The organism is Pseudomonas citronellolis (genome assembly GCF_900112375.1).
Classification (GTDB): domain Bacteria; phylum Pseudomonadota; class Gammaproteobacteria; order Pseudomonadales; family Pseudomonadaceae; genus Pseudomonas; species Pseudomonas citronellolis.
In genome coordinates, this window is record NZ_FOLS01000035.1 from 36263 (window position 1) to 61289 (window position 25027).

General features: G+C 67.7%; 17 protein-coding genes and 3 tRNA genes. 3 read left to right on the top strand and 17 right to left on the bottom strand.

Going from position 1 to position 25027, the window contains the following annotated elements; genetic code table 11:
- Positions 1 to 21 precede the first annotated feature (21 nt).
- From flhF to BM060_RS26800, 10 genes are all read right to left on the bottom strand, one after another.
- Positions 22 to 1326, bottom strand: coding sequence for a flagellar biosynthesis GTPase FlhF (flhF, locus tag BM060_RS26755; RefSeq protein WP_074984743.1), 1305 nt, complete (start codon positions 1324 to 1326; stop codon positions 22 to 24).
- Positions 1327 to 1337: 11 nt separating this feature from the next.
- On the bottom strand, positions 1338 to 3461 hold the full coding sequence (gene flhA / locus BM060_RS26760; protein ID WP_009621090.1) for a flagellar biosynthesis protein FlhA: 2124 nt from the start codon (positions 3459 to 3461) through the stop codon (positions 1338 to 1340).
- A gap of 478 nt (positions 3462 to 3939) precedes the next feature.
- Entirely contained in the window at positions 3940 to 6321 is a 2382-nt protein-coding gene (locus tag BM060_RS26765) for an efflux RND transporter permease subunit (protein ID WP_074984745.1), read from the bottom strand.
- Between the two features lie 14 nt (positions 6322 to 6335).
- On the bottom strand, positions 6336 to 7436 hold the full coding sequence (locus BM060_RS26770) for a WD40/YVTN/BNR-like repeat-containing protein (RefSeq protein ID WP_116425723.1): 1101 nt from the start codon (positions 7434 to 7436) through the stop codon (positions 6336 to 6338).
- A gap of 776 nt (positions 7437 to 8212) precedes the next feature.
- The gene (gene pepN, locus BM060_RS26775) at positions 8213 to 10870 is read right to left on the bottom strand and encodes an aminopeptidase N (protein WP_074984747.1); all 2658 of its coding nucleotides are present in this window, start codon (positions 10868 to 10870) and stop codon (positions 8213 to 8215) included.
- Between the two features lie 60 nt (positions 10871 to 10930).
- Positions 10931 to 11776 carry a DUF2797 domain-containing protein gene (locus tag BM060_RS26780; protein WP_074984749.1) on the bottom strand — a complete coding sequence of 282 codons (846 nt, stop codon included), beginning with the start codon at positions 11774 to 11776 and terminating at the stop codon, positions 10931 to 10933.
- Positions 11776 to 12036 (bottom strand): YeaC family protein, encoded by a 261-nt coding sequence (locus BM060_RS26785; RefSeq protein WP_074984751.1) that lies wholly within the window; start codon positions 12034 to 12036, stop codon positions 11776 to 11778. The genes BM060_RS26780 and BM060_RS26785 overlap by 1 nt, the downstream gene beginning before the upstream one ends.
- A 252-nt stretch (positions 12037 to 12288) precedes the next feature.
- Positions 12289 to 13155 (bottom strand): rhomboid family intramembrane serine protease, encoded by an 867-nt coding sequence (locus BM060_RS26790; protein ID WP_074984754.1) that lies wholly within the window; start codon positions 13153 to 13155, stop codon positions 12289 to 12291.
- Positions 13152 to 14135 (bottom strand): metallophosphoesterase, encoded by a 984-nt coding sequence (locus BM060_RS26795; RefSeq protein WP_074984756.1) that lies wholly within the window; start codon positions 14133 to 14135, stop codon positions 13152 to 13154. The genes BM060_RS26790 and BM060_RS26795 overlap by 4 nt, the downstream gene beginning before the upstream one ends.
- A complete protein-coding gene (locus BM060_RS26800) occupies positions 14132 to 15019 on the bottom strand; it encodes an NAD(+) kinase (RefSeq protein ID WP_074984758.1) in 888 nt (295 codons plus the stop codon). The genes BM060_RS26795 and BM060_RS26800 overlap by 4 nt, the downstream gene beginning before the upstream one ends.
- Positions 15020 to 15127: 108 nt before the next feature.
- Here BM060_RS26800 and BM060_RS26805 point away from each other — a divergent pair, with 108 nt between their 5' ends.
- The gene (locus BM060_RS26805; RefSeq protein ID WP_074984761.1) at positions 15128 to 16072 is read left to right on the top strand and encodes a DUF1853 family protein; all 945 of its coding nucleotides are present in this window, start codon (positions 15128 to 15130) and stop codon (positions 16070 to 16072) included.
- A gap of 287 nt (positions 16073 to 16359) precedes the next feature.
- On the opposite strand, the gene BM060_RS26810 is transcribed toward BM060_RS26805, so the two are convergent.
- From BM060_RS26810 to BM060_RS26820, 3 genes are all read right to left on the bottom strand, one after another.
- The gene (locus tag BM060_RS26810; RefSeq protein ID WP_083426850.1) at positions 16360 to 17259 is read right to left on the bottom strand and encodes a 1-aminocyclopropane-1-carboxylate deaminase/D-cysteine desulfhydrase; all 900 of its coding nucleotides are present in this window, start codon (positions 17257 to 17259) and stop codon (positions 16360 to 16362) included.
- Positions 17260 to 17301: 42 nt separating this feature from the next.
- On the bottom strand, positions 17302 to 18681 hold the full coding sequence (locus tag BM060_RS26815; RefSeq protein WP_074984763.1) for a chromosome partitioning protein ParA: 1380 nt from the start codon (positions 18679 to 18681) through the stop codon (positions 17302 to 17304).
- Positions 18682 to 18914: 233 nt separating this feature from the next.
- On the bottom strand, positions 18915 to 20951 hold the full coding sequence (locus BM060_RS26820) for an NADPH-dependent 2,4-dienoyl-CoA reductase (protein ID WP_074984765.1): 2037 nt from the start codon (positions 20949 to 20951) through the stop codon (positions 18915 to 18917).
- A 185-nt stretch (positions 20952 to 21136) separates the two neighbouring features.
- On the opposite strand from BM060_RS26820, the gene BM060_RS26825 reads away from it, so the two are divergent.
- Together BM060_RS26825 and BM060_RS26830 are read left to right on the top strand one after the other, a co-directional pair.
- A complete protein-coding gene (locus tag BM060_RS26825) occupies positions 21137 to 22255 on the top strand; it encodes a carbon-nitrogen hydrolase family protein (RefSeq protein WP_074984767.1) in 1119 nt (372 codons plus the stop codon).
- Between the two features lie 2 nt (positions 22256 to 22257).
- The gene (locus tag BM060_RS26830) at positions 22258 to 23295 is read left to right on the top strand and encodes an AraC family transcriptional regulator (RefSeq protein WP_074984770.1); all 1038 of its coding nucleotides are present in this window, start codon (positions 22258 to 22260) and stop codon (positions 23293 to 23295) included.
- 218 nt (positions 23296 to 23513) lie between these two features.
- On the opposite strand, the gene BM060_RS26835 is transcribed toward BM060_RS26830, so the two are convergent.
- The 4 genes from BM060_RS26835 to BM060_RS26850 form a co-directional block, all read right to left on the bottom strand.
- Positions 23514 to 23590 (bottom strand) — tRNA-Asp (locus BM060_RS26835).
- A gap of 115 nt (positions 23591 to 23705) precedes the next feature.
- Positions 23706 to 23782 (bottom strand) — tRNA-Asp (locus BM060_RS26840).
- Positions 23783 to 23797: 15 nt separating this feature from the next.
- Positions 23798 to 23873, bottom strand: a tRNA-Val gene (locus BM060_RS26845).
- 390 nt (positions 23874 to 24263) lie between these two features.
- Positions 24264 to 25025 (bottom strand): SDR family oxidoreductase, encoded by a 762-nt coding sequence (locus BM060_RS26850; protein ID WP_116425753.1) that lies wholly within the window; start codon positions 25023 to 25025, stop codon positions 24264 to 24266.
- Between the last annotated feature and the right edge of the window lie 2 nt (positions 25026 to 25027).

Here is a 25027-nt window from a genome sequence, read left to right on the forward strand (position 1 = left end):
CGGGAGCGCCCCTGGAATCCGTCAGCCGACGTGTCGCGCCGGCTGCTGATAGAGGCCGGCGAACATGCCGGCCATGGTGTCTTCGCACGGCTCCTCAGGAGCCTGCAGGCTGACCGCGCGGCTGACCAGCTGGTGCGCGCGCGCCACCTGCAGATCATCCGGAATTCGCGGCCCGTCCGCCAGATAGGCAACCGGCAAGCGTTGTGCTATCGCCAGCGCCAGGGCCTCGCCCAGGCTGCCCGCCTCGTCCAGCTTGGTCAGTATGCAACCGGCCAGGCCGCAGCTGCGATAGGCGTGCAAGGCAGCCTTGAGCACCTGGCTCTGGCTGGTCGCGGCCAGCACCAGGTAATTCTTCACGTTCAGGCTCTGCGCCGCCAGGGCTTCCAGCTGCATGCGCAGCGCCGGGTCGCTGGCCGGCAGGCCGGCGGTGTCGATCAGCACCAGGCGCTTGCCCGCCAGCGGCGCCATGGCCTGCAGCAGCGACTGGCCAGGGTCGACCAGGCTCACCGGTACGTTGAGGATGCGGCCCAGGGACTTGATCTGCTCCTGGGCGCCCAGGCGGAAGCTGTCCATGCTGACCAGCGCCAGGTTGTGCGCACCGTACTTGAGGACGTAGCGCGCCGCCAGCTTGGCCAGGGTGGTGGTCTTGCCCATGCCGGCCGGGCCGACCAGGGCGATCACCCCGCCCTGCTCCAGCAGGTCTTCTTCGGGGGTGCGGATCGAGCGCGCCAGGTGGGCCAGGAGCATGCGCCAGGCCTGCTTGGGCTCGGCGATGGAGGCCACGCGTTCGAGCAGCTGGCGGCTCAGGTCCGCCGGCAGGCCCATGCGCTGCAGGCGGCGCCACAGGCCGGCCTGCTTCGGGCGCTGGTGCTGCAGCTGGCCCCAGGCGATGGAGCCCAGCTGCACTTCGAGCAGCTCGCGCAAGCCGTTGAGTTCGAAGCGCATGGCATCCAGCGCCTGCTGGCTGACGGCGGCCGGCGCGGCGGCGGGCGCCGGGGCGGCCATGGCCTCGGCCAGGCTCGGGCGCTTGGCCGGCTCGGCGCCGTACAATTGACGGTCCTTGCGCGCGGTGGCGGCGGCGCGCACCGGGCTGTCCAGCTCGGCGCGGGCCTGGGCGATGCGCGCCTGGGTCTGGCGCAGCTCGGCCTCCAGCGCCGGGTTCGGCTTGCTGGCCGCTGCCGGCGGTTGATAGTCCAGCGCCGCGGTCAGCTCGACACCGCCGGCGACCCGGCGGTTGCCGATGATGGCGGCATCCGCGCCCAGCTCGTCACGGACCAGTTTCATGGCCTGACGCATATCGGCGGCGAAGAAGCGTTTAACCTGCATGGCGCTGTCCTTCAGTTCTGTCCAACGGTGGCGACGATGGTGACTTGCTTGTTATCCGGAATTTCCTGGTAGGCCAGCACGCTCATGCTCGGCACCGCCATCCGCGCGAAACGCGACATCATCGCGCGGATCGGCCCGGCCACCAGCAGGATCGCCGGCTTGCCGAGCATTTCCTGGCGCTGCGCGGTCTCGACCAGCGAGCGTTGCAGTTTTTCCGCCATGCCCGGCTCCAGCAGAATGCCGTCTTCCGAACCTTGCCCGGCCTTCTGCATACTGTTGAGCAAGATCTGTTCCAACCTGGGTTCCAGGGTGATCACAGGCAGCTCCGGCTCTAGTCCCACAATGCCTTGGACGATTGCGCGGCTCAGCGCCACGCGTACCGCTGCCACCATGGCGGCGGGATCTTGACTCTTGGCGGCAACGTTGGCGATGGCCTCGGCAATGGTGCGGATGTCGCGCACCGGCACCTGTTCCTGCAGCAGGTTCTGCAGGACCTTGAGCAGGGTGGACAGGGAAATCAGCCCCGGAACCAGTTCTTCCGCCAGCTTCGGCGAGGTCTTGGCCAGCAGTTGCAGCAGTTGCTGGACTTCCTCGTGGCCGAGCAACTCGTGGGCATGCTTGTGCAGCACCTGGTTGAGGTGGGTGGCGACCACGGTGCTGGCGTCCACCACGGTGTAGCCCAGGGACTGCGCCTGGTCGCGCTGGCCGGGCTCGATCCACACCGCTTCCAGGCCGAAGGCCGGGTCCTTGCCGGCGATGCCGTTGAGGGTGCCGAACACCTGGCCGGGGTTGATCGCCAGCTCCCGGTCCGGGTAGATCTCCGCTTCCGCCACGCTGACGCCCATGAGCGTCAAACGATAGGCGTTGGGTAGCAGGTCGAGGTTGTCGCGGATGTGCACCGAGGGCATCAGGAAGCCCATGTCCTGGGACAGCTTCTTGCGCACGCCCTTGATCCGCGCCAGCAGCTGGCCGCCCTGGTTGCGGTCCACCAGGGGGATCAGCCGGTAGCCGACCTCCAGGCCGACCATGTCCACCGGGGTCACATCGTCCCAGCCCAGCTCCTTGGTTTCCTGGCTGCGCTGGGCCGGCAGCAGTTCCTGCTGGCGCTGGGCTTCCTGGACCTCGGCCTGGGCCGCCTTGCGCTGGCGCTGGACGATCATCCAGGCGCCGCCGGCGGCCACGGCGCCGAGGCCGATGAAGGACACGTGCGGCATGCCCGGGACCAGGCCCATGGCGATGAGGATGGCGGCGGAGATGGCCAGCGCCTTGGGCGAGGCGAACATCTGCCGGTTGACCTGCTGGCCCATGTCCTCGGAGGAAGACACGCGGGTCACCATGATCGCCGCGGCGGTGGACAGCAGCAGCGACGGCAGCTGCGCCACCAGGCCGTCGCCGATGGTCAGCAGGGCATAGACCTTGCCGGCGTCGCCGAACGACATGGAGTGCTGGATCACGCCGATGGCGACGCCGCCGATCAGGTTGATGAAGAGGATCAGCAGGCCGGCGACGGCGTCGCCGCGGACGAATTTCGAGGCACCGTCCATGGAGCCGTAGAAGTCGGCTTCCTGGGCCACCTCGGCGCGGCGCTTCTTGGCCTCGGCCTGCTCGATGAGGCCGGCGTTGAGGTCGGCGTCGATGGCCATCTGCTTGCCAGGCATGGCGTCGAGGGTGAAGCGTGCGCTCACCTCGGAGATACGCCCGGCGCCCTTGGTGACCACCACGAAGTTGATGATCATGAGGATGGCGAAGACCACGATGCCGACCACGTAGTTGCCGCCGATCACCACTTCGCCGAAGGCCTGGATCACCTTGCCGGCGGCGGCATGGCCGTCGTGGCCGTGGAGCAGCACCACGCGGGTGGAAGCGACGTTCAGCGCCAGGCGCAGCAGGGTGGCGACCAGCAGGATGGTCGGGAACACGGCGAAGTCCAGCGGCCGCAGGGCGTACACGCAGACCAGCAGGACGACGATGGACAGGGCGATGTTGAAGGTGAACAGCACGTCCAGCAGGAACGGCGGGATCGGCAGGGTCATCATGCCCAGCATCGCCAGCAGCAGCAGCGGCACACCCAGGTTGCCACGGCCCAGGCCGGCCAGGTTGCTGCGCACTGTTCCGATCAATTGCGTACGATCCACCCCGAACTCCCCTACCCTGGTACAACAAACTTTTGACGCCGAGAGTGGCGCCGACAGGGTATTTGCAGGAAGTGTTCCAACTTTGCCGGAGCCAGGTGTGGCGCGGATTTCCGACGAAATCCCGGAGGGCTGCCAAGGCCAACGGCGGGAGTGGCGACGTAGCCAGGAGTATCAGGATGGCTGCGGATTTTCCGGCCGCTCAGGACAGCCCCCTCTCCCGCTTGCGGGAGAGGGTTGGGGAGAGGGCGCTCTTGAGCCCAACACCTACGCCACCGGCAAACCCCGTTCGCGAGCAAGCTCGCTCCTACGAAAAGCACCTCGGCAGCGCTTCCTTGTAGGAGCGCGCCCTGCGCGCGATTCGCGGGCAGGGCCCGCTCCTACACGTTCGGATATTTCCCGTCCGCGGCTCCGCCCGCCGTCGCCCCGGCAGGCAAAAAAAACCGCGGCCGAAGCCGCGGTTTTCTGGGTCACGCCAGGATCAGTGGACCAGGATCGAGGCCTTCTTCGCCCGGACCTTCTCCGGGTTGATCAGGAAGCGGGCCAGGGCCGGCAGCAGCCAGAGCGCGCCGAACATGTTCCACAGCAGCATGAAGGTCAGCATCAGGCCCATGTCGGCCTGGAACTTGATCGCCGAGAAGATCCAGGTGGCCACGCCGATGGCCAGGCACAGGCCGGTGAAGAGCACGGCCTTGCCGGTGGACTTCAGCGTCTCGTAGTAGGCCTCCTGCAACGACAGGCCCTGGCGCAGGAAGGACTCCAGGCGGGTGTAGATGTAGATCCCGTAGTCCACGCCGATGCCCACGCCGAGGGCGATCACCGGCAGCGTCGCCACCTTCACGCCGATGCCGAGGGTGGCCATCAGCGCGTTGCCCAGCACCGAGGTGAGGATCAGCGGCAGGACGATGCAGAGGGTCGCGGTGAAGGAGCGGAAGGTGATCATGCACATGACCGCCACGCAGATGTACACCAGCACCAGGATGATCAGCTCGGACTGCTTGATCACCTCGTTGGTGGCCGCCTCGATGCCGGCGTTGCCCGCGGCCAGCTTGAACTTCAGGTCATCCTTCTCGTGGTCCTTGGCGAACTCCTGCACGGCGAGCACGGCGCGGTCGAGGGTCTCGGCCTTGTGGTCGTTGAGGAACACCAGCAGCGGCGCCAGCGAGCAGGCGCTGTTGTACAGGCCGTCGGCGCGGCTGATGGAGTTGTTCAGCACGTCCTTGTTGCGCGACAGGGTCTCCCACTTCAGGTTGCCCTCGTTCATGCCCTTGATCACCTGCTTGGACACGGTGACCAGGGAGATGGCCGACTGCACGCCCTCGGTGTTCTCCAGCTTCCACGACAGCTCGTCGATGGCCTGCAGCGTCTGGTGCGCGGAGCAGCCCTCGGCCGCCGACTCGACCATCACCACCAGCACGTCGGAGCTGGTGGAGTAGTTGCGGATGATGAAGTCGTTGTCCTGGTTGTAGCGCGAGTCCGGACGCAGTTCCGGGGCGCCCTGGTCGAGGTCGCCGATCTTCAGGTGGTGGCCCTGCCAGAGGCCGCCGGCGAACATCACCAGGGCGATCAGGATGGAGATGGGCGCCACCTTGGCGCTGGCGAAGTTGGACAGCAGGCGCCAGAACGGATGCTCGCGCACCGCGTCCTTCTTGCTGCGCTCCACGGCGCGCTTGCTGATGCCGATGTAGGAGATCGCCACCGGCAGCAGGATCAGGTTGGTGAAGACGATCACCGCCACGCCGATGGAAGCGCCGATGGCCAGTTCGCGGATCACCCCGATATCGATCACCAGCAGGGTGATGAAGCCCACGGCGTCGGCGAGGATGGCGATCATGCCCGGCAGGAACAGCTGGCGGAAGGTGCGCCGAGCGGCCAGCAGCGGGGTTTCCGCGTCACTGGACTGCAGGGCGATGCCGTTGATCTTCTGCACCCCGTGGGAAATACCGATGGCGAAGATCAGGAAGGGCACCAGCATCGAGTACGGGTCCAGCCCGAAGCCGATGGTGTGCAGCAGGCCGAGTTGCCAGATCACCGCCACCAGGGTGGTGGAGAGCACGGCGATGGTGGAGCGCACGCACTTGGTGAACCACAGCAGCAGCACCAGGGTGATGACGAAGCAGATGCCGAAGAAGCCCACCACCATGACCAGGCCGTCGATCAGGTCGCCGACCTTCTTGGCGAAGCCGACGATGTGGATCTTCACGTTCGGATTCTGCGCCTGGTACTTGTCGCGGATCTTCTCTTCCAGCTCATGGGAGAACTGGCGGTAGTCCAGCTTCAGCAGCTTGCTCTGGTCCTGGGCGTCGGGGTAGACCTCCAGCAGCGGCACGTCGACGATGCTGGACTTGAAGTTGTTCGCCACCAGGCGGCCGATCTGGCCGGATTTGAGGACGTTGTCGCGCAGCTTGTCCAGGGCCTTGGCCGAGCCGTCGTAGGTCTGCGGGATGACCTCGCCGCCGGCGAAGCCCTCTTCCGTCACCTCGGTCCAGCGCACGCTGGGGCTCCACAGCGACTTCAGGCCGGAACGGTCGACGCCGGGGATGTAGAACACCTCGTCATGGATCTGCCGCAGGGTGTCCATGTATTCCTTGGTGAAGATGTCGCCGTTCACCGCTTCCACCGAGATGCGCACGGTGTTGCCGAGGTTGGAGAGGTCGTTGATGTGGCTCAGCATGTTCTGGATGAACGGGTGCTTGAGCGGGATCATCTTCTCGAAGCTGGTGGACGGCCGTACCTGGGTCGCCTGGAAGGCGAGGAACAGGGTCACCAGCAGGCAGATGACGATCACGACCGGGCGGTTGTTGAAGATCAGGCGTTCGAGCAGGGTCGCCTTGTCCTGGTGATGCGAGTTGACTGCGTTCATAGGGCTTCCCCGGCTCATTGTTGTTCTGTCAGCTCGGCGCCGGTCGCCGAAGCCAGGTGGATGCCGCCCTGGCCGACCAGGACCAGGTTGCCGTCGCCGGCCGCGCCGACCCCGGCCAGCGCCAGGCGGTCGGGCCGGTTGAAGATGTTGAAGGTGCGGCCGTCGTCCTTGCTCACCAGCACGCTGCCGCTGTTGCCGACCACGGCGATGCTGCCATCGGGCAGCAGCGAGCCTTCGGCCAGGCCGAACTCCAGGGTGCCGTCACCGGCGATGGGCAGCGCCACCTGTTGCCAGGTGTCGCCGAAATCGGTGGAGCGGAACAGGTGCCCGCGCAGGCCGTAGATCAGCACGGTGCCGGGCTGGGCGGTGCCGACGGCGCCGAACAGCGAACCCTCGTAGGGGCCCTGCAGTTTCTCCCAGGTGGCGCCCCAGTCCTTCGAGCGGAACAGGCTGCCGGATTCGCCCACCACCAGCAGGCCGGAATCCTTCACCGCGGCGATGCCGTTGAGGTGGAACTGGTCTTCGTTGTCCAGGCGTTCGCTGACGTCTTCCCAGTTCTTGCCGCCGTCGTGGGTTTCCAGCATGGCGCCGTAGGCGCCCACGGCCAGGCCGTGGCTCTCGTCCTGGAACCACACGTCCAGCAGCGGCGCTTCGCGCTTGAGGTCTTCGAACTGGCGCGTCCAGGTGGCGCCGCCGTCCTCGCTGGCGAGGATCTGCGCGTCGTGGCCGACCGCCCAGCCCTTCTTGTCGTTGACGAAGAACACCGCGGTCAGCAGCTGGCGGGTGGGCACCTTGGCCTGGGCCCAGGTCTTGCCGTTGTCGTCGGAATAGAGGATGTGCCCCCGGTCGCCGACCGCCACCAGGCGCTTGCCGGCGTGGCTGACGCTCAGCAGCAGACTGCTCGGGGCCTTGGCCGAGGCGATGGCGTAGCCATCGGTGTCGCTGGCCGGCGCTTCGCTCGCACCGGCATGCAACGGGGCGGCCGCCAGCCACAGCAGCGAGAACGCGCCGAGCAGCGAAAGCGATTTGCGCAGGGGGGACGGGGTGGCGGAAACCGAGAGCCCGGACGAACGCACGGACAGCTCGCCGGTGGCGTGCCGCAGATGCTCACGCATATAGCCTTACCTCTTTGTTTTTATTGCAGGCGGATAGGGAGTGGTCGTTATATGCCAGCCTTTCTGCAGCCTGACAATTAAAGGCACGTTATCTTTTGTTAAGCGCAGCGGGAGTCATCCAAAAGGACTATGGAAAGCTGCAGCCCAGTAGCCACGCGGCCTCCAGCGGACAGGAAAAAAGATACCGACGGTAACACTCCGGGTATTTCCGGGTACCTGGAGGTGCTCGTGGGAACACTTGGGAATTTGCTGCGTGGCTTTCGCCGCGTGGGTGCTTTCCCGTAGGAGCGAGCTTGCTCGCGAATGGGGTTTGCCGGGGACTTTAGGTGCTGGGCTTTAGAGCACCCTCTCCCCAGCCCTCTCCCGCAAGCGGGAGAGGGGGCTGTCCTGAGTTGCCGGAAACTCCAGAGTCATCCTGAAACGCCTATCTATATCCCGTCCTATATCCCGTCATTCCCGCGAACGCGGGACGCGGCTTCATCGCGAACAGCGCTTGCGCTGGCCCGAAGGGGAATAACCCAGTGACTGGCGGGTTCGCGAGCAAGCTCGCTCCTACGGGCGCTGTCGGCCTGCATGGCAGGAGGAGCACCGCCGTAGGATGGTGTTGAGCGAAGCGATACCCATCACCACCACCGCATGGGTTTCGCAGGCTCAACCCATCCTACGAAAAGCTCTCGGCGCTGTTGGCGAGACAGCTGCGCCCGCAAGTCCACAGGCGAAAAAAAGGTGTTACCGGCAGGGCCGATAACACCTTTTTTCGTCAGCCGGGAGCAGCGTCAGGCGAGGCTCTTGCTGACCACCTCGTAGACGTCGCTGGACAGCTCGCCGGAGGCCAGGATGCGCTCCAGCTCGGCGCGCATCAGGGCCTGGCGCGCCGGGGCGTACTTGCGCCAGCGGGTCAGCGGCGCCAGCAGGCGCGAGGCGATCTGCGGGTTGAGCGCGTTGAGGGTGATCACCTGGTCGGCCAGGAAGCGGTAGCCCGCCCCGTCGGCGCGGTGGAAGTTGACCAGGTTCTGGTTGGCGAAGGCGCCGATCAGGGCGCGGATCTTGTTCGGGTTCTTCAGGGTGAAGGCCGGGTGGCCCATCAGCGCCTGCACGCGCTCCAGGCCGCCGGGCAGGGTGCAGCCGGCCTGCACGCTGAACCACTGGTCCATCACCAGCGGGTTGTCCTTGAAGTAGTCGGCGAACATTTCCAGGCCCTTGGCCTTCTCGTCGTCGTACGGCGAGTTGACCAGCACCGCCAGGGCGGTGAGGCGTTCGGTCATGTTGTCGCAGGCCTCGTACTGCTCGAGGCAGGCCGCCAGCACTTCGTCGCCGCCCACCAGCATCAGGTAGGACAGCGCGATGTTCTGCAGGCTGCGCCGGGCGATGTGCTCGGCCTCGGCCACGTACGGCGTCTTGCGCGAGGCCTCGCGGTTGGCCTGGTAACGCTGCCACAGCGGCTCGCGCAGGGCCTCGGCGATGCGCTTGCGGGCGAACTCGCGGGCGGCGTGGATGGCCTCGACGTCGGCTTCCTCGCTCAGTTCGGTGAGGTAAGCCTCGCTGGGCAGCGAGAGCATCTCGGCGACCATCGCCTGGTCCAGGGCGTTGTCCTGCAGCAGGGTGTGGAAGGCAGTGATCAGGCGCTCGTCGAGCACCAGCTGCTCGCCGCGCTGGTGCTGGCCGATCAGTTCCTGGAGCACCTGCACCGACAGCTGCTGGCCGGCTTCCCAGCGGTTGAAGCCGTCCTCGTCGTACTGCATGAGGAACATCAGTTGGTCGCGGCCGTAGGGGAAGCTCAGCTTCACCGGCGCGGAGAAGCCGCGCAGCAGCGACGGCAGCGGCTTCTCGGCCAGGCCGACGAAGGTGAAGGATTGCTCCGCCTCGGTCACCTGCAGCACGCGGTTGCTGCCGTGGGCGTGTTCCTCGCCGGCCAGGCGCAGCGGCAGCGGGTTGCCCAGGCTGTCCAGCAGGCCCATTTCCACCGGGATGACGAAGGGCTGCTTGCTCTTCTGCCCCGGGCTCGGCGGGCAGCTCTGGCGGAAGGTCAGGGTGTAGCTCTGGGCGGCGGCGTCGTAGCTTTCCTCCACTGCCAGGCGCGGGGTGCCGGACTGGCTGTACCAGCGCTTGAATTGCGTCAGGTCGACGCCGTTGGCGTCTTCCATGGCCTTGACGAAGTCGTCGCAGGTCACCGCCTGGCCGTCATGGCGCTCGAAGTACAGGTCGGTGCCCTTGCGGAAGCCCTCGGCGCCGAGCAGGGTGTGGATCATGCGCACCACTTCCGAACCCTTCTCGTAGACGGTCAGGGTGTAGAAGTTGGAAATTTCGATGAAGGAGTCCGGGCGTACCGGGTGGGCCATGGGGCCGGCGTCCTCGGCGAACTGGTTGGTGCGCAGGAAGGCCACGTCCTCGACGCGCTTGACGGTGCGCGAGTTCATGTCGGCGGAGAACTCGCTGTCGCGGAACACGGTGAAGCCTTCCTTGAGCGACAGCTGGAACCAGTCGCGGCAGGTCACGCGGTTGCCCGACCAGTTGTGGAAGTATTCGTGGGCCACCACGCCCTCGACGCGCTGGTGCGCGGCGTCGGTGGCGGTCTCGGCCTTGGCCAGCACGCAACTGGAGTTGAAGATGTTGAGCCCCTTGTTCTCCATGGCGCCCATGTTGAAGTCATTGACCGCGACGATCATGAAGATGTCCAGGTCGTACTCGCGGCCGTAGACCTTCTCGTCCCAGCGCATGGCCTTCTTCAGGCTGTCCATGGCGTGCTGGCACTTGTCGATGTTCTCCGGCTCGACGTAGATGCGCAGGGCGACTTCGCGCTCGCTCAGGGTGGTGTAGGTGTCTTCCACCGCCCAGAGGTCGCCGGCGACCAGGGCGAACAGGTAGGCCGGCTTGCGGAACGGGTCCTGCCAGGTGGCCCAGTGGCGGCCGTCCTCTTCCGAGCCGCTGGCCACCGGGTTGCCGTTGGACAGCAGCACCGGGTACTTGTGCTGCTCGGCCGAGACGGTGGTGGTGAAGCTGCTCATCACGTCCGGGCGGTCGAGGTAGTAGGTGATCTTGCGGAAGCCCTCGGCCTCGCACTGGGTGCAGAACATCTTGCCGGACTTGTACAGGCCTTCCAGCGCGGTGTTCTTCTCCGGGTGGATGCGCACGGTGCTGTCGACGGTGAACTGTTTCGCGGTCGGCTGCAGGGTCAGGTGGTTCTCGTCCAGCTGGTAGTCGCCCTCTTCCAGCACGCGGTCGTCCAGGGCCACCCATTGCAGCTCCAGCTGCTGGCCGTCGAGCACCAGCGGCGGCAGGCCCTCGCCGCGCTCGGGGTTGCGGCGCATGACCAGTTGCGCGTGGACCAGGGTGTGGTCCTCGTACAGCTCGAAGGTCAGGTTGGTCTCGTCGATCAGGTACTCGGGCGCCTGGTAGTCCTTGAGGTAGATGACTTTCGGTTGATCAGTGCGCATGTGGCCCTCCGGGCAGCTTCAAGCTTCGAGCTTCAAGCCGCAAGTTCATGGTTCGCCGGCTCAGCTTGCCGCTTGAGGCTTATAGCTGATGGCTAGCTGATAAGCTGTGTACTTACGGATATTGATGACGCCGGTGTCGAAGATCAGGTACTGGCCCTTGATGCCTTGCAGGGTACCCTCCACCACCGGCGTCTTGTCCAGATCGAAGCTGGTGATCTTGACCAGGTAGGCCTGCACCGGGTAGCGGATCTCGATCGGCTCGATGTCGGTCACCGGCTGGATGGCCTGCAGGCCGAAGCGCTGCTGCAGCTCGCGCAGGCCCTCGGCGCAGTGGTCGAACAGCCGCTCGCGGATGGCCGCCAGGTCCAGCGGCTCGGCCTCGCCCTTGAGCAGGGCGCGCCAGTTGGTGCGGTCGGCTACCTGGCTGCGCAGCAGGTCTTCCACCAGCCCGGACTGCTGGCGCGTGGCCACCCGCAGGATCGGCAGCGCCTGGCGCGCGCCCTGGTCGATCCAGCGCGTCGGCACCTGGGTGGCGCGGGTGATGCCCACCTTCACGCCCGAGGAGTTGGCCAGGTAGACCACGTGGTCGGTCATGCAGAAGCGTTCGCCCCACTCCGGCTCGCGGCAGGTGCCCTCGTCGTAGTGGCACTTCTCCGGGCTGACGATGCAGCTGTCGCACTGCGCCAGCTTGGTGAAGCAGGGGTAGCAGTAGCCCTGGCTGAAGCTCTTCTTCGTCTTGCGCCCGCAATGGCAGCAGTGGATGGCACCCAGGTACTCCAGGCGCAGGGTCTTGCCGATCAGCGGGTTGACCGCCACTTCCGCCTCGCCGAGGCGGAAGGCGTACTGCACGGGGCTTTCAAGGCGCGCCGACATCTTGCTCAGGGCGCCGCGTCCTAGCTCGATCATCAGTGCAGCGAATTGGACGAGAAGAGGATGTTGGGGATCGCCTCGGCGTGGGACTCGCACTCCTGCGGGCCCATGTAGCCGGTGCGCTGGTCCTCGGGCAGGTTCTGCAGCTCCCAGGCGATCATCGCCTGCAGGCACAGCTCCTTCTGCTCCAGGCTCAGCTTGCGGCCATCCGGCCATTTGCCGATCTCCACGGCGAGCTTGAGGCTCTCGTAGATTTCCGGGGTGATGTTCTCGATGGTTTCGGCGAAGGACGACATGGGGCCGGATCCTGCTGGGGGCAAAACCGGCATTCTACCGGGCCGGGCGGCCTGGCGCACGAACAGAGGTCAAACGGTGGCATGGACGTAGGGCGTATAACGCTCTGCGTTATACGCCGGTTGGCCATGGCCGCCGGCCTGCTCGCGGTCATGCGGGAAACCGTCGGCCCGGTTCGTCCCTGGCGCCGGTGACGAATCGGGTGTAACGGCGTACAACCGCGAACGGTTGTACGCCCTACGGCGCGCGTGGGATCAGGCGCCGCGCCCGCGCGCCAGCATGCCGCCCAGCGCGCCGGTCAGGCAGCCGATCACCAGCCCGCCGACGTGGGCACCGTTGGCGATGGAGCCGAAGCCCAGCAGGTCGATGACGCCGGACAGGCACACCAGCAGCCAGATCAGCATCATCGCCACCACGCCCTTCGGCAGGCGGTAGGCCGGGGTCGGCGCCAGCAGCTGGAAGATCCAGCAGTGCCCGAGCAGCCCGTAGAGCACGCCGGACAGGCCGCCGAACAGGCTCGGCCCGGAAGCCAGGTACTGCACGACGTTGGACACCAGGCCGAAGCCCAGGCTCAGGCCCAGCAGCATGACGCCGCCCTGGCGGTATTCGATGCGCCGGCCCAGTTCCCAGTACCACATGGCGTTCATCGCCAGGTGCAGCCAGCCGAAGTGGATCAGCATGGGCGTGAACAGGCGCCACCACTGCCCTGCCGCCAGGCCCTCGGCCAGCGGCTGGAACAGCACCCGGTCGGTGCCGACCAGTTGGAAGTCCTGGAAGGTGAACCAGCGCAGGGTGTCCGGGTTGCCGCCGAGCAGGGTCAGAGCAGCGACCGCGAAGGTCACCAGCAGCACCGCGGCGGTCACCTTGCTGGCCCGCACCTGGGCCAGGAAGCCCGGGCCGCGGCGCTGCGGTTGGGCCGCGGAAGCCAGCTCGGGGTCGCCCTGCGGGTAGCGCCGGTAGAGGTCGCGCACCTGCTCGGCCAGGCTTTCGTCCGGCACCCAGAGCACCTGTTCGCCGGCCTCCTCGCTGACCCGGAAGGGCACGTTCAGGCGTTGCAGCAGACCGACGAAACCGGCGAGATCCGCCGCCAGGGGAAGGCGCATGGCCACTACTGCACTCACTCATCCTCTCCCGGACGCTTCACGTCCACCCAGACGAACTTGTCGCGCTGCAGGCGCGTTTCCTGGTCCAGCCGGTAGGCCACCAGCTTGCCGTACATGACCGCGCTGTAGTCCAGGCAGGCCAGGTTCGGGCGGATCGGCGCCGGCGTGCCGCGACGCCAGTAGTGGCCGACGAACAGCATCGGCTCGTCGGCGCCGTAGCTCAGCAGGCTGGACTTCTGCTCGGCGCTCAGGCGCTCGGCGGCCACCTCGTCGGGCAGCGCGTCGGGCTGGAAGACGATGTCGCCGTAGGTCTCCGGCTCGCGGTCCTCTTCCCAGAACTTGGTGCGGAAGAACGCGCGGGTGAAGCCGTCGCTGCCGGTCAGCGTCATGCCGTTGGGCAGGCGCATGTCGGTGCCGCGCAGCAGGCGGTTGCACACCTGGTAGGCGAAGCTGCCGTGCTCGGCGGAGGACTGCAGGAAGGCCTCGTCGATGCGCCCGTCGGGGAACTGCCGGCGCAGCGAATCGATCAGCTCGTTGTCCCAGCAGGCGTGGACCATGCGGAAGCGCCCGGCGTCGAGGAACAGCGGCAGGCGCCGGAACCAGCCGAGGAAGTCGCGCCAGTCGCCGGGGTGGCCCTCGAACTGGTCGAGGGTTTCCTGGATCAGCCGCGCGTGCCGCGGGGTGTGCTCACGCAGGTACTGGCGGCCGCTTCCCGGCGCCGCCGGGGTGGACCAGCCGAGCAGGTTGTACTCGTGGTTGCCCATGATGCACAGGGCCTCGCCGGCGGCGACCATGTCGTGCACCCGGTGCAGGGCCTCGCGGATGCGCGGGCCGCGGTCGACGATGTCGCCGAGGAACAGCGCCTGGCGCCGCGGGTGGCGCCAGACGCCGCCGTGCAGCTGGTAGCCCAGCCGCTCCAGCAGGCGGTCGAGGGTGTGTGCGCAGCCGTGGACGTCGCCGATCAGGTCGTAGCCACGGCCCGGGTCGAGTTCGCTCACTCGCTGCTCCCCAGCCGGCTGCCCCAGCCGAGCTTGGTCCGGCAGACCTCGTAGTAGTTGTGGTCGATCGGGTGGATCAGGCGCAGCTTCTGCGGCTTCTTGCTCACCGTGACCATGTCGCCCGGCGCGCAGGTGAAGTGGTTCTGCCCGTCGCAGGAGACCTGCGGGTAGATCTGCATGTTCGGCGACACCACGATCTTCAGCTCGCTGTTGCCATCGACCACGATCGGCCGGCTGGACAAGGTGTGCGGGTACATCGGCACTATGACGATGGCGTCCAGCTTCGGATGCATGATCGGCCCGCCGGCGGACAGCGAGTAGGCGGTGGAGCCGGTGGGCGTGGCGACGATCAGGCCGTCGGCCTTCTGGCTGCAGACGAACTGGCCGTCGATGTGCAGCTCGAACTCGATCATCCGCGTCGACTTGCCGGGGTGCAGCACCACGTCGTTGAGCGCGTCGCCCTGGCCGATGGATTCGCCGTGGCGGCGCACCTGGGCGTCGAGCAGGAAGCGGCTTTCGACGATGTACTGGCCGCCGAGCACCTCGTCCACCTTGGTTTCCAGCTCGTCCGGGCGGATGTCGGTGAGGAAGCCCAGGCTGCCGCGGTTGATGCCCAGCACCGGCACCTTGTGCCGGGCCAGCGCGCGCGCCGCGCCGAGCATGCTGCCGTCGCCGCCGACGACGATGACCAGGTCGCAGATCTCGCCCATGATCTTCCGCGAGCAGGTCTGCAGGCCGTGGCCGGGCAGGACTTCGGCGATGGTGTCCTCGAGGATCACATGCAGGTGCCGCTCGGTCAGGAAGCGCTTCAGCCGGCGGATGGTTTCCAGCACCTGGGTGCTGCCGAGGCGGCCGATGATGCCGATATTGCGAAAGGATTCCATGAGACTCCAGGCGGCGGGTGCGAGCGGGTAGTGCCCGGAATTATGGGGGAAACCCCCGAACAGCGGCAAACCCGCGCACCAGCGCGGGCGTTCGGCTAGGCTGCACGGATGAAGTCGACCGCCTACCTGCTCGATGAGCTGCTAGCCGAACTGCGCCAACCCGCGGTACGCGACCTCGCCTGGACCCTGCTCGGCGAACCCCTGCTGGATGCCGGCGCCCTGCCCCTGCGCCATCCGCTGGCGGCGAGCCGCTGGCTGGCCGAACCGCGGCTTCTGGGCGACTGGCTGCGCGAACAGGAAAGGCACAGCGAAGCGTTGCAGGCCTGGTTGCAGAGTTCGCCGCAACAACGCCTGGGCCGCTACTACGAACGCCTCTGGCAGTTCGCCCTGCAGCAGGCCCCCGACCTGCGCCTGCTCGGCGCCAACCTGGCGGTGCGCGACAACGGCCACACCCTGGGCGAGCTGGACCTGCTGCTGGAGGACGACGACGGCCTGCATCACCTGGAACTGGCCATCAAGCTCTACCTGGGCCCCAGCCGCGAAGGCCCGGACGACTGGCTCGGCCCCGGCGCCGAGGACCGCCTGGCGAACAAGCTGCGCCACCTGCGCGAGCACCAGTTGCCGCTCTCCTCCACCCCACGCGGCCGCGCCCTGATCGCCGGTTTCAGCAGCGCCCCGGTGCAAGCCGCGCTCTGGCTGGGCGGCTACCTGTTCTACCCCTGGCCCGGCGAGTGCGCGGCGCCGGAGGGCGCCAACCCCGAGCACCTGAGCGGCTCCTGGCTGCACCGCCGCCACTGGCCCCTGTACCGCGCCCAGGGCACGGGGCGCTGGCAGCCGCTGCCGCGCAGCGAATGGCTGGCTCCGGCGCGCAAGGCCGCGGAGCAGAGCTGGACGCCGGAACGCTTCGATGCCTGGTTGGCGCAACTGCCGGCGGATGCTTTCCCGCAGTTGCTGGTGCGTCTGGAGGAACAGCAGGGGGAATGGTACGAGGCCGAACGGCTGTTCCTGGTCGGTGACCAGTGGCCAAGGGTGCATAACGGGTATTCCCATTGAGAGGAGCATGGCTTCTCGTAGGAGCGAGCTTGCTCGCGAATGAGCCCCGCTGGGGAATCTGTTCGCGAGCAAGCTCGCTCCTACGAAGAGCACCGCGGCGCGGTCGGCAAGACAGTCGCGCCTATATCCGTGCCCTACGTGTTCGCCGTGGAGTACGGCCTACACCTGTAGGAGCGGGCCCTGCCCGCGATTCCGCGCGCAGGGCGCGCGAATGACGTGGGTGGGTCGTAGGAGCGGATCTCATCCGCGATCCGCGCCGATATATCCGTCCGGCACGAACGAATGCCCTACGGCAATCGCCCCAAGCGCTCTTCCATCGCCCGCCTACCCTGCAGGCCGCCGCTGTGCACGGCAACCAGGCGGCTGCCGCGGGGCACCCGCCTGGCGCTTACCTCATCATGCAGGACCAGCAGCAGCTTGCCGGTGTACAGCGGCTCCAGCGGTACACCGGTCGCCGCCTCGAAATCGGCCATGAACCGCACCAGCTCGGCATCCACCTTGCCGAAACCGCCGCGGCTGGCGTCCAGTAGGCGATAACCGGCGTCTTCACGCCCCGCCTCGGCCAGCAGCCGCGGCAGCATGGCTTCCACGCCATGGCCGGGAGGTACCGCCAGGGCGCCGATCAGCGGGTGCGCGCCCTGCTCGCCCAGCACCAGCCCGGCCAGGGTGGTGCCAGTGCCACAGGCAGCCCAGAGCTGGTCGTAACCGTTCCAGCCAATGCCCAGCAATTGCACACCCAACTGTTCCACCAACGGCGCGCAACCCAGCGCGCCGTGCAAACCGCCGCCGCCCTCGTCCACCGCCAGCAGGCGCGGGTAGCGTTCGCGCCAGGGAGCCCAGAAACCTTCGGCATGGCGCTCGCGGTAGCCGGCGTAGCCGAGCCAGTGCAGTTGCATGCCCCAGGCGCGCAGGTCGCGCACCGTGGGCGTGTCCTGCTCGTTTCCGCGCAGCAGGCCAACGGTGGCGAAGCCGAAGCGCTGGCCGGCGGCGGCCAGGGCGTGCAGGTGGTTGGAATGGGCGCCGCCCAGGCTGATCAGGCCTTCCAGGCCCTGTTCGGCGGCCTGGCGCAGGTAGGGCGCCAGCTTGAACCACTTGTTGCCGGACACCCGCTCATCGACCAGGTCCAGGCGCAACAGCGCCAGCTCGACGCCAGCTTGTTCCAGCCAATCGAGGCGCAGCTGTTGCAAAGGGGGTAGCGGGCACCAGTCGGGGAATCGCAGGGCAGCCACCTAGCCCGCGGTCACGCCACGCAGGCCGCCGCTGGTCTTGTGCCGGGCACAGCAGTTGCTGTCGCCGTCGACGAAGCGGCCCGGGGTGTCCACGCGGTCGACCGGCAGCGCGCAGCGTTCGCCGTTGGACAGGCGGCCGTCGCAGGTTGGCTGCTGGTAATGGGCCAGCCACTGGCAGTACTGGGCTTCGGAGACGAAGCATTTGGCGGCGGCGTAGGCCATGGGGTTTTCCTGGTAGCGCGGGATGTCCTGCAGCGGAATGGTCAGGTGCCCGGCGCCGGGATGATAGACCACGAAGATCACCCCGAGCGAGGTCAACTTCTCCAGCAGCGCATCGCTCTCCGCCCGCGCCGCCTGGGCGGCCAGTTCGCGGCGCAGGGCCTCGTTGTCCTGCTGCAGCTGGCGGTCCAGTTCGTTGCGGTAGCTCAGTTCGGCATCGCGCAGCGCCAGCTGTTCCTTGTACTGGGCGATCACCACCGCGACCTTCGCATCGGCCTCGCCCTCGAACTGCGTGCGCAGTTCCTCCAGCTCCGCGCGCCCCTGCTGCTCGATGCTGCGCAGTTGCGCGGTCAGTTCCTCACGGCCGCGCTGGAAGCCGTCCACCCGCTCATCCAGCTCGCGGCGCAGGCCGGCATTGATCTCTTCCTCGCGCTTGAGCCCTTCGCGCAGCGCGGCCAGCTCGGCCTGCAGCACCTTGACCTGTTCCTCGGCGCCCAGGCGCAGGCGCTGCAGCTCCTGCTCGTGCTGCTGGCTCAGGGTGGACAGGCGCGAGGCCTGCTGGCCGAGCAGCTCGGCGGTCTTCTGCCGGTGTTCTTCCAGCATCGCCTGGGCCAGCTTCTCGGCCTGCTCCTGCGGGTCCTGCGCCGGCGTCGCGTACCACTGGTGCTCGGCGGCGACCTTCAGGCGCTGCGGCTCGACGGCGACGGGCTCCTCCTCGACCAGCAGGCCGAGGTGGTTGCGCCGGATCGCGTCGCGCAGCATCACCAGGTGGTTGTTGCCCGTCACCAGGCTCGGGTCCCACAGGTGCATCTGGTGCCAGGACACCGGGCACTGGCTGCGGCAGGCCAGGCGGATGGGCCCGGCGCCCATGTCCGGGCCGCGCCCGGCGCGGTCGGCGAGCTGGCGCAGCGGCAGGTTCCAGCCGCGGTCGGCCTCGCCGTTCTCGTCGAAATCCAGGTAGAAGAACACCGCGGCCTTGACCTGCAGGCGCGCGTTGATCAGCACATAGGCCAGGCACATCTGCCGGTCGGCGAACTCGTGCATCTGCACGACGTTGTCGAGCAGGGCCTCGAATTCGGGATAGAGCATCTGCTTGCAGATGCCTCGCTCATCGAAGAAGGCCACGGCCTCGACCATCTGAGGCTTCTTCTGCAGGCTCATGACGGGACCTCTGGACTGTCGCGAACAGGGTTGGGCCCGCACAGGGGCCGGCGGCCGGGCCTCGAGCGCACCGGTGCCGGGGCAAGTCTAGGGGAAATGATGTCGCAGGCAATGTGACTGGGTTGGCAGTCGCTCGGCCGTTCGTAAGAAAACGACGTACGACAGACGGAAAACTGTGACGGGCTCCGCCCTTTGCCGCCCGGACAGCGCATCCGGGCGGCAAAGGCAAGGGATCAGAGTTCGGCGGCCAGGCGCGAGCCCTGGTTGATGGCGCGCTTGGCGTCCAGCTCGGCGGCCACGTCGGCGCCGCCGATCAGGTGCACATTCTGCCCGGCGGCGACCAGGCCGTCGTGCAGCTCGCGCAGCGGCTCCTGGCCGGCGCAGACGATCACGGTGTCCACCGGCAGCACCTGCGGCTCGCCCTCGGCGATGCGGATATGCAGGCCGGCGTCGTCGACCTTGAGGTACTCCACGCTGTTGAGCATCTGCACCCGCTTGTTCTTCAGCCCGGTACGGTGGATCCAGCCGGTGGTCTTGCCCAGGCCGTCGCCGACCTTGGACTTCTTGCGCTGCAGCAGGAACACCTGGCGCGCCGCGGTATGCGGGTGCGGCTGGATGCCGGCGACGCCGCCGCGGGCCTCCAGGTTCTCGTCGATGCCCCACTCCTTCCAGAAGGCGTGGCGATCCAGGCTGGTGGGTTCGCCGTCATGGGTGACGTACTCGGAGACGTCGAAGCCGATGCCGCCGGCGCCGATCACCGCCACTTTCTGCCCCACCGGCTTGCGCTCGAGGATGGCGTCCAGGTAGCTGATCACCTTCGGGCTGTCGATGCCGGGGATGGCCGGGGTGCGCGGGACGATGCCGGTGGCCAGGAGGATCTCGTCGAAGCCGCCCTTGGCCAGGTCGTCGACCGACACGCGGGTGTTCAGGCGCAGGTCGACGCCGGTGGTCTCCAGCTTGCGCTTGAAGTAGCGCAGGGTCTCGTAGAACTCTTCCTTGCCCGGCACGCGCTTGGCCACGTTGAACTGCCCGCCGATCTCGCCGCCGGCGTCGAACAGCGTCACCTGGTGGCCACGCTCGGCGGCCACGGTGGCGGCGGCCAGGCCGGCCGGGCCGGCGCCGACCACGGCGACCTTCTTCACGTGGGTGGTGGGGATGTAGTTCAGCTCGGTCTCGTGGCAGGCGCGCGGGTTGACCAGGCAACTGGTCAGCTTGCCGCCGAAGGTGTGGTCCAGGCAGGCCTGGTTGCAGCCGATGCAGGTGTTGATCTCGTCCGCGCGGCCTTCGGCGGCCTTGTTGACGAAGTCCGGATCGGCGAGGAACGGCCGGGCCATGGAGACCATGTCGGCGTCGCCCTCGGCCAGCACCTGCTCGGCCACTTCCGGGGTGTTGATGCGGTTGGTGGTGACCAGCGGGATGCCCACCTCGCCGCGCAGCTTGGCGGTGACCTTGGTGAAGGCCGCGCGCGGCACCTTGGTGGCGATGGTCGGGATGCGCGCCTCGTGCCAGCCGATGCCGGTGTTGATCAGGGTGGCGCCGGCCTGCTCGATGGCCTTGGCCAGCAGGACGATCTCGTCCCAGGTGCTGCCGCCTTCCACCAGGTCGAGCATCGACAGGCGGTAGATGATGATGAAGTTCGGCCCCACCGCCTCGCGCACGCGGCGGACGATCTCCACCGGCAGGCGCATGCGGTTCTCGTAGCTGCCGCCCCAGCGGTCGGTGCGCTGGTTGGTGTGGGCGACCAGGAACTGGTTGATGAAGTAGCCTTCCGAACCCATGATCTCGACGCCGTCGTAGCCGGCCTGCTGGGCCAGGGCCGAGCAGGTGACGAAGTCCTGGATCTGCTTCTGGATGCCCTCTTCGTCCAGCTCGCGCGGCTTGAACGGGTTGATCGGCGCCTGGATGGCGCTGGGCGCCACGGATTTCGGGCTGTAGGCGTAGCGCCCGGCGTGGAGGATCTGCATGCAGATCTTGCCGCCGGCCTCGTGCACCGCCTGGGTGACGACCTTGTGTTTCTCGGCTTCCTCGGCGGTGGTCAGCTTGGCCGCGCCGGCGTACACGCCGCCTTCCTCGTTCGGGCCGATGCCGCCGGTGACCATCAGGCCGACGCCGCCGCGGGCGCGCTCGGCGAAATAGGCGGCCATGCGTTCGAAGCCGTTGGGCTTCTCTTCCAGGCCGGTGTGCATCGAGCCCATCAGGGTGCGGTTGCGCAGGGTGGTGAAGCCCAGGTCCAGGGGCGCGAGCAGGTGCGGGTAGCGGGCGGCGGTCATGATTCCTCCACATCGGGCATGGTGCCGGGGCCTCGGACGGGCCACGGTCGGTATGGGGCAGACTCTAAGCAGCGCCCCGGGCGCGCTCAATGACCGGAAATGACAACTTACTGATCGAAGATGACAGCACCGCTTGGCAAGCCGGCGCCGCTCCCCTACCCTGACGGCCAGTCCCGGAGCCCCGCATGCGCAAGCTGACATTCCTTATCCTGGTCACCCTCTTCGCCGCCTACGCCGGCTGGGCCGAGCGCCGCCCGGTAGGCCACTACCTGTCCGACCTGCGCAGCCAGGTGGTGCTCAACCAGGGCGCGCCTTCCGAGCGCGGCAACCTGCTGGGCGTGCAGCCCGAGCTCTATGCCGCCGACTACCAGAACGTCGAGCGCCTGCGCCTGAAGCTTGCGGCCTACCTGGAGAAGGCCCGCAGCGAAGGCCTGCTCGGCCCGCGCACGGTGGTGGTGTTCCCCGAACACATCGGCACCTGGCTGGTGGCCGCCGGCGAGAAGCCCGAGGTCTACCAGGCCCGGCACCTGGCCGAGGCCATGCAGTGGATGGCCGTCAGCAACCCGGTGAAGCTGGCCCGCGGCTGGCTCATCGCCAAGGGCCGCGACCGTTTCACCGACGCCCTGTTCCGCATGAAGGCGGTGGACATGGCCCACGACTACCAGACGCTGTTCGGCGGCCTGGCCCGGCAGTTCGGCGTCACCCTGGTGGCCGGCTCCATCGTCCTGCCCAACCCCAAGGTGGAGGACGGCGTACTGGTCACCGGCAACGGCAGCCTGTACAACGCCAGCCTGGTGTTCGGCAGCGACGGCAGGCCGCTGGGCCAGCCGCAGCGCAAGGTCTTCCCCATCGACGACGAGAAGCCCTTCATCCGCGCCGGCCACAGCGACAACCTGCAGGTGCTGGACACGCCGGCCGGGCGCCTGGGCGTGCTGATCTGCGCCGACAGCTGGTACCCGATCAACTACGCGGTGCTGGCCTCGGAAAAGGTCGAGCTGCTGGCGGTGCCCGCCTTCCTCAGCGGCAACGACCAGTGGCAGCAGCCCTGGCGCGGCTACAACGGCGCGCGCACGCCTTCCGACGTGCAGCTCAAACCCGGCGAGCTGAGCGAAGGCCAGGCCTGGCAGCAGTTGGCCCTCGGCGGGCGCCTGGCCGCCAGCGGCGCCCAGGCCGGCATCGCGGTGTTCCTCCGCGGGCAGCTGTGGGACCTGGGCAGCTCCGGCCCCGGCCTGGTGGTCGACCGTGGCGGCCAGCAGCTCGCCGAGGACGGCCCCGGCGCGCGCCTGATCAACCTCTGGCTGTGACCATGAAGCAACCGGGCATGCGGCTGGGCGACCTTTCCATAGGCTTCGTCCACGGCCTGGCCGATGCCCTGGAGGACCGCGGCGTGCCGGCGCAGCCGCTGCTGCTGCAGTATGGCCTGGATGCGGCGCGCCTCGCCGAGCCCGGCGGGCGCCTATCGATCCCGCGCTACATGCGCCTGGGCCACGCGGCCATCCAGCTCAGCGGCGACCCCGCGCTGGGCCTGCGCATGGGCCAGTTCAGCCGCATCCAGCAACTCGGCCTGCCCGGCGTCACAGCCGCCCTGGCCCCCGACCTGCGCGCCGCCAGCCGCGCGCTGATCCGCTTCGAACCGCTCTACGCGCAGAATTACCGCGGCCGCTCCAGCCTGGCCGAGGACGCCGGCGGCGCCTGGCTGAGCTTCTATTCCATCAGCCCGTACAACGCCTACAACCGCTTCGTGGTGGATTCGGTGCTGGCCGGCTGGCTCAGCTACCTGGCCCGTATCGCCGGGCAGCCGGTGCGCCCGCTCCGGGTGGAGATCGAGTACCCGGCGCCGGACTATGCGGCCCGCTACGAGGAATTCTTCGGCTGCCCGGTGGAATTCGCCGCCGGCGCCAACCGCCTGCGCCTGGACCAGGCCAGCCTGGCCCTGGGCAACCGCGAGCACTGCCCCAGCACCTGGCGGCAGATGCAGGAAATCTGCGAGAAGGAACTGGAGCTGCGCACCCGCACGCGCACCCTGCGCGAGCGCGTGGTGCAACTGCTGGGGCCGCTGCTCAACGGCCGCGAGCCGGACCTGGAGGAGGTCGCCGCGCGCCTCAAGCTGCCGACCTGGACGCTGCGCCGCAAGCTGGCCGAGGAAGGCACGCAGTTCCGCAGCATCCTCAACGAGACGCGCCGCGACCTGGCGATGATCTACATCCGCGACACCGACCTGGCCTTCGGCGAGATCGCCTACCTGCTCGGCTTCGCCTCGGCCGAGGCCTTCCAGCGCGCCTTCAAGCGCTGGAGCGGCCAGCCGCCGGGGGAATACCGCCGCGCGCAGCGGCAGGCCGGCTGATCACATCTCGGTGGCGTCGTCCGCCGGCTCCGGCGGATCGCATTCGGCGCGGTGATCTTCGAGCAGTTCTTCCTGGTAGTCGTCCATGGCCGCCTCCCATCGCGTTCGACAAGGTCATGGATGCAGCCTAGACGGCGTGGATGAAGCGCACATGACCGAGGACTTTTCCCGGCGCAATGAAAAAGCCCCCAGGCATGGCTGCCTGAGGGCTTGGAAGATGGCGCAGCGGACGGGACTCGAACCCGCGACCCCCGGCGTGACAGGCCGGTATTCTAACCGACTGAACTACCGCTGCGCGTCGGCTGGACTTGCGTCCAAGGGTGTTACGGCCTTCCATCCTGCCTGTCGCTACGGAGCCTTGACTCTACGTGGCGGTGAGTTCGGGGTGGTGAACTCCAGGAGGGGGAAGATGGCGCAGCGGACGGGACTCGAACCCGCGACCCCCGGCGTGACAGGCCGGTATTCTAACCGACTGAACTACCGCTGCGCGTAACTTGCGAGATGGTGGGTGATGACGGGATCGAACCGCCGACCCTCTGCTTGTAAGGCAGATGCTCTCCCAGCTGAGCTAATCACCCTTCGTCTCGAAGTGGGGCGCATTCTACCGGCGGCATTTCCTAAGTCAATGCCCTGGTTGGATTTTTTTTGAAATTTCGCGTTTTGGGGGGAACGCGGGAAGCCAGCTGCCTTTGGGGTTGGGTGTAGCGCGCCGCTCCGAGCATCCGCCGAATCGCGGACAGAGTCCGCTCCTACAGGTGGGTTCAAACCCCGTAGGATGGTGTTGAGCGAAGCGATACCCATCCTACGAAAGCACCTCGGTGTAGCACCTACGGTTCAGGGAAGCACGGGCGTAGGAGCGGACTTTGTCCGCGATTGGATTCACCGGCCACGCCGGACGCCCAGGGGGCTCCTGAGAAACACGAAAAAGGGCGGCCCCTGGGCCGCCCTCCTCCATCCCCATCCCGACCTCAGTCGAGATAGATCATCTTGCGCGTCATGCCGCCGTCGACGACGAACTCCTGGCCAGTAACGAAGCCAGCGTTGTCGCCCAGCAGCCAGGCCACCAGCGCAGCGACATCTTCCACCGTGCCGACGCGGCCGACCGGGTGCTGGTCGTGGTCCAGCTCGGTGAGCGGCGCCGCCTGGCGCTCGTGGAGGTCGCGGGCGTCGATCCAGCCGGGGCTGACCGCGTTGACGCGGATTTCCGGGCTCAGGCTCATGGCCAGCGCGTGGGTCAGGGCGAGGATGCCGCCCTTGCTCGCCGCGTAGGCTTCGGAGCTGCGCTCGGACTGGTGCGCGCGGGTCGAGGCGATGTTGACGATGCTGCCCTGGTGCGCCCGCAGGTAGGGCGCGCAGTGCTTGGCCAGCAGCATCGGGCCGCTGAGGTTCACCGCCAGGGTGCGGTTCCACTCGTTGAGCGTCAGGCTCTCCAGCGACGTGACGCCCGGGCGGGCGATGGCCGCGTTGCACACCAGGGCGTCGAGGCGGCCGAACTGCCCGAGCACCTCGGCCACGGTCTGCGCCACCTGGCTCTCCTGGGACACGTCCAGGGCGATGAACCAGGCCTTGTCGCCCAGCGCCTCGGCGACCTTGGCGCCGCGCTCGCGGTCCTGGTCGACCAGCACCACCTGCCAGCCCTCGGCGATCAGCCAGGCGCTGATCCCCAGACCGATGCCCCGCGCCGCGCCGGTGACCAGCGCGACCTTGCCGTTGCCGATGATCGCTGCCAGGT

Coding starts and splice junctions, on each gene's coding strand:
- BM060_RS26830 (WP_074984770.1), top strand. CDS start 22,258: ATGAAGCAACCGGGCATGCGGCTGGGCGACCTTTCCATAGGCTTCGTC.
- pepN (WP_074984747.1), bottom strand. CDS start 10,870: ATGCGCACTGATCAACCGAAAGTCATCTACCTCAAGGACTACCAGGCG.
- BM060_RS26805 (WP_074984761.1), top strand. CDS start 15,128: ATGAAGTCGACCGCCTACCTGCTCGATGAGCTGCTAGCCGAACTGCGC.
- BM060_RS26815 (WP_074984763.1), bottom strand. CDS start 18,681: ATGAGCCTGCAGAAGAAGCCTCAGATGGTCGAGGCCGTGGCCTTCTTC.
- BM060_RS26800 (WP_074984758.1), bottom strand. CDS start 15,019: ATGGAATCCTTTCGCAATATCGGCATCATCGGCCGCCTCGGCAGCACC.
- BM060_RS26820 (WP_074984765.1), bottom strand. CDS start 20,951: ATGACCGCCGCCCGCTACCCGCACCTGCTCGCGCCCCTGGACCTGGGC.
- BM060_RS26770 (WP_116425723.1), bottom strand. CDS start 7,436: ATGCGTGAGCATCTGCGGCACGCCACCGGCGAGCTGTCCGTGCGTTCG.
- BM060_RS26785 (WP_074984751.1), bottom strand. CDS start 12,036: ATGTCGTCCTTCGCCGAAACCATCGAGAACATCACCCCGGAAATCTAC.
- flhF (WP_074984743.1), bottom strand. CDS start 1,326: ATGCAGGTTAAACGCTTCTTCGCCGCCGATATGCGTCAGGCCATGAAA.
- BM060_RS26765 (WP_074984745.1), bottom strand. CDS start 6,321: ATGAACGCAGTCAACTCGCATCACCAGGACAAGGCGACCCTGCTCGAA.
- BM060_RS26780 (WP_074984749.1), bottom strand. CDS start 11,776: ATGATCGAGCTAGGACGCGGCGCCCTGAGCAAGATGTCGGCGCGCCTT.
- BM060_RS26825 (WP_074984767.1), top strand. CDS start 21,137: ATGCGCAAGCTGACATTCCTTATCCTGGTCACCCTCTTCGCCGCCTAC.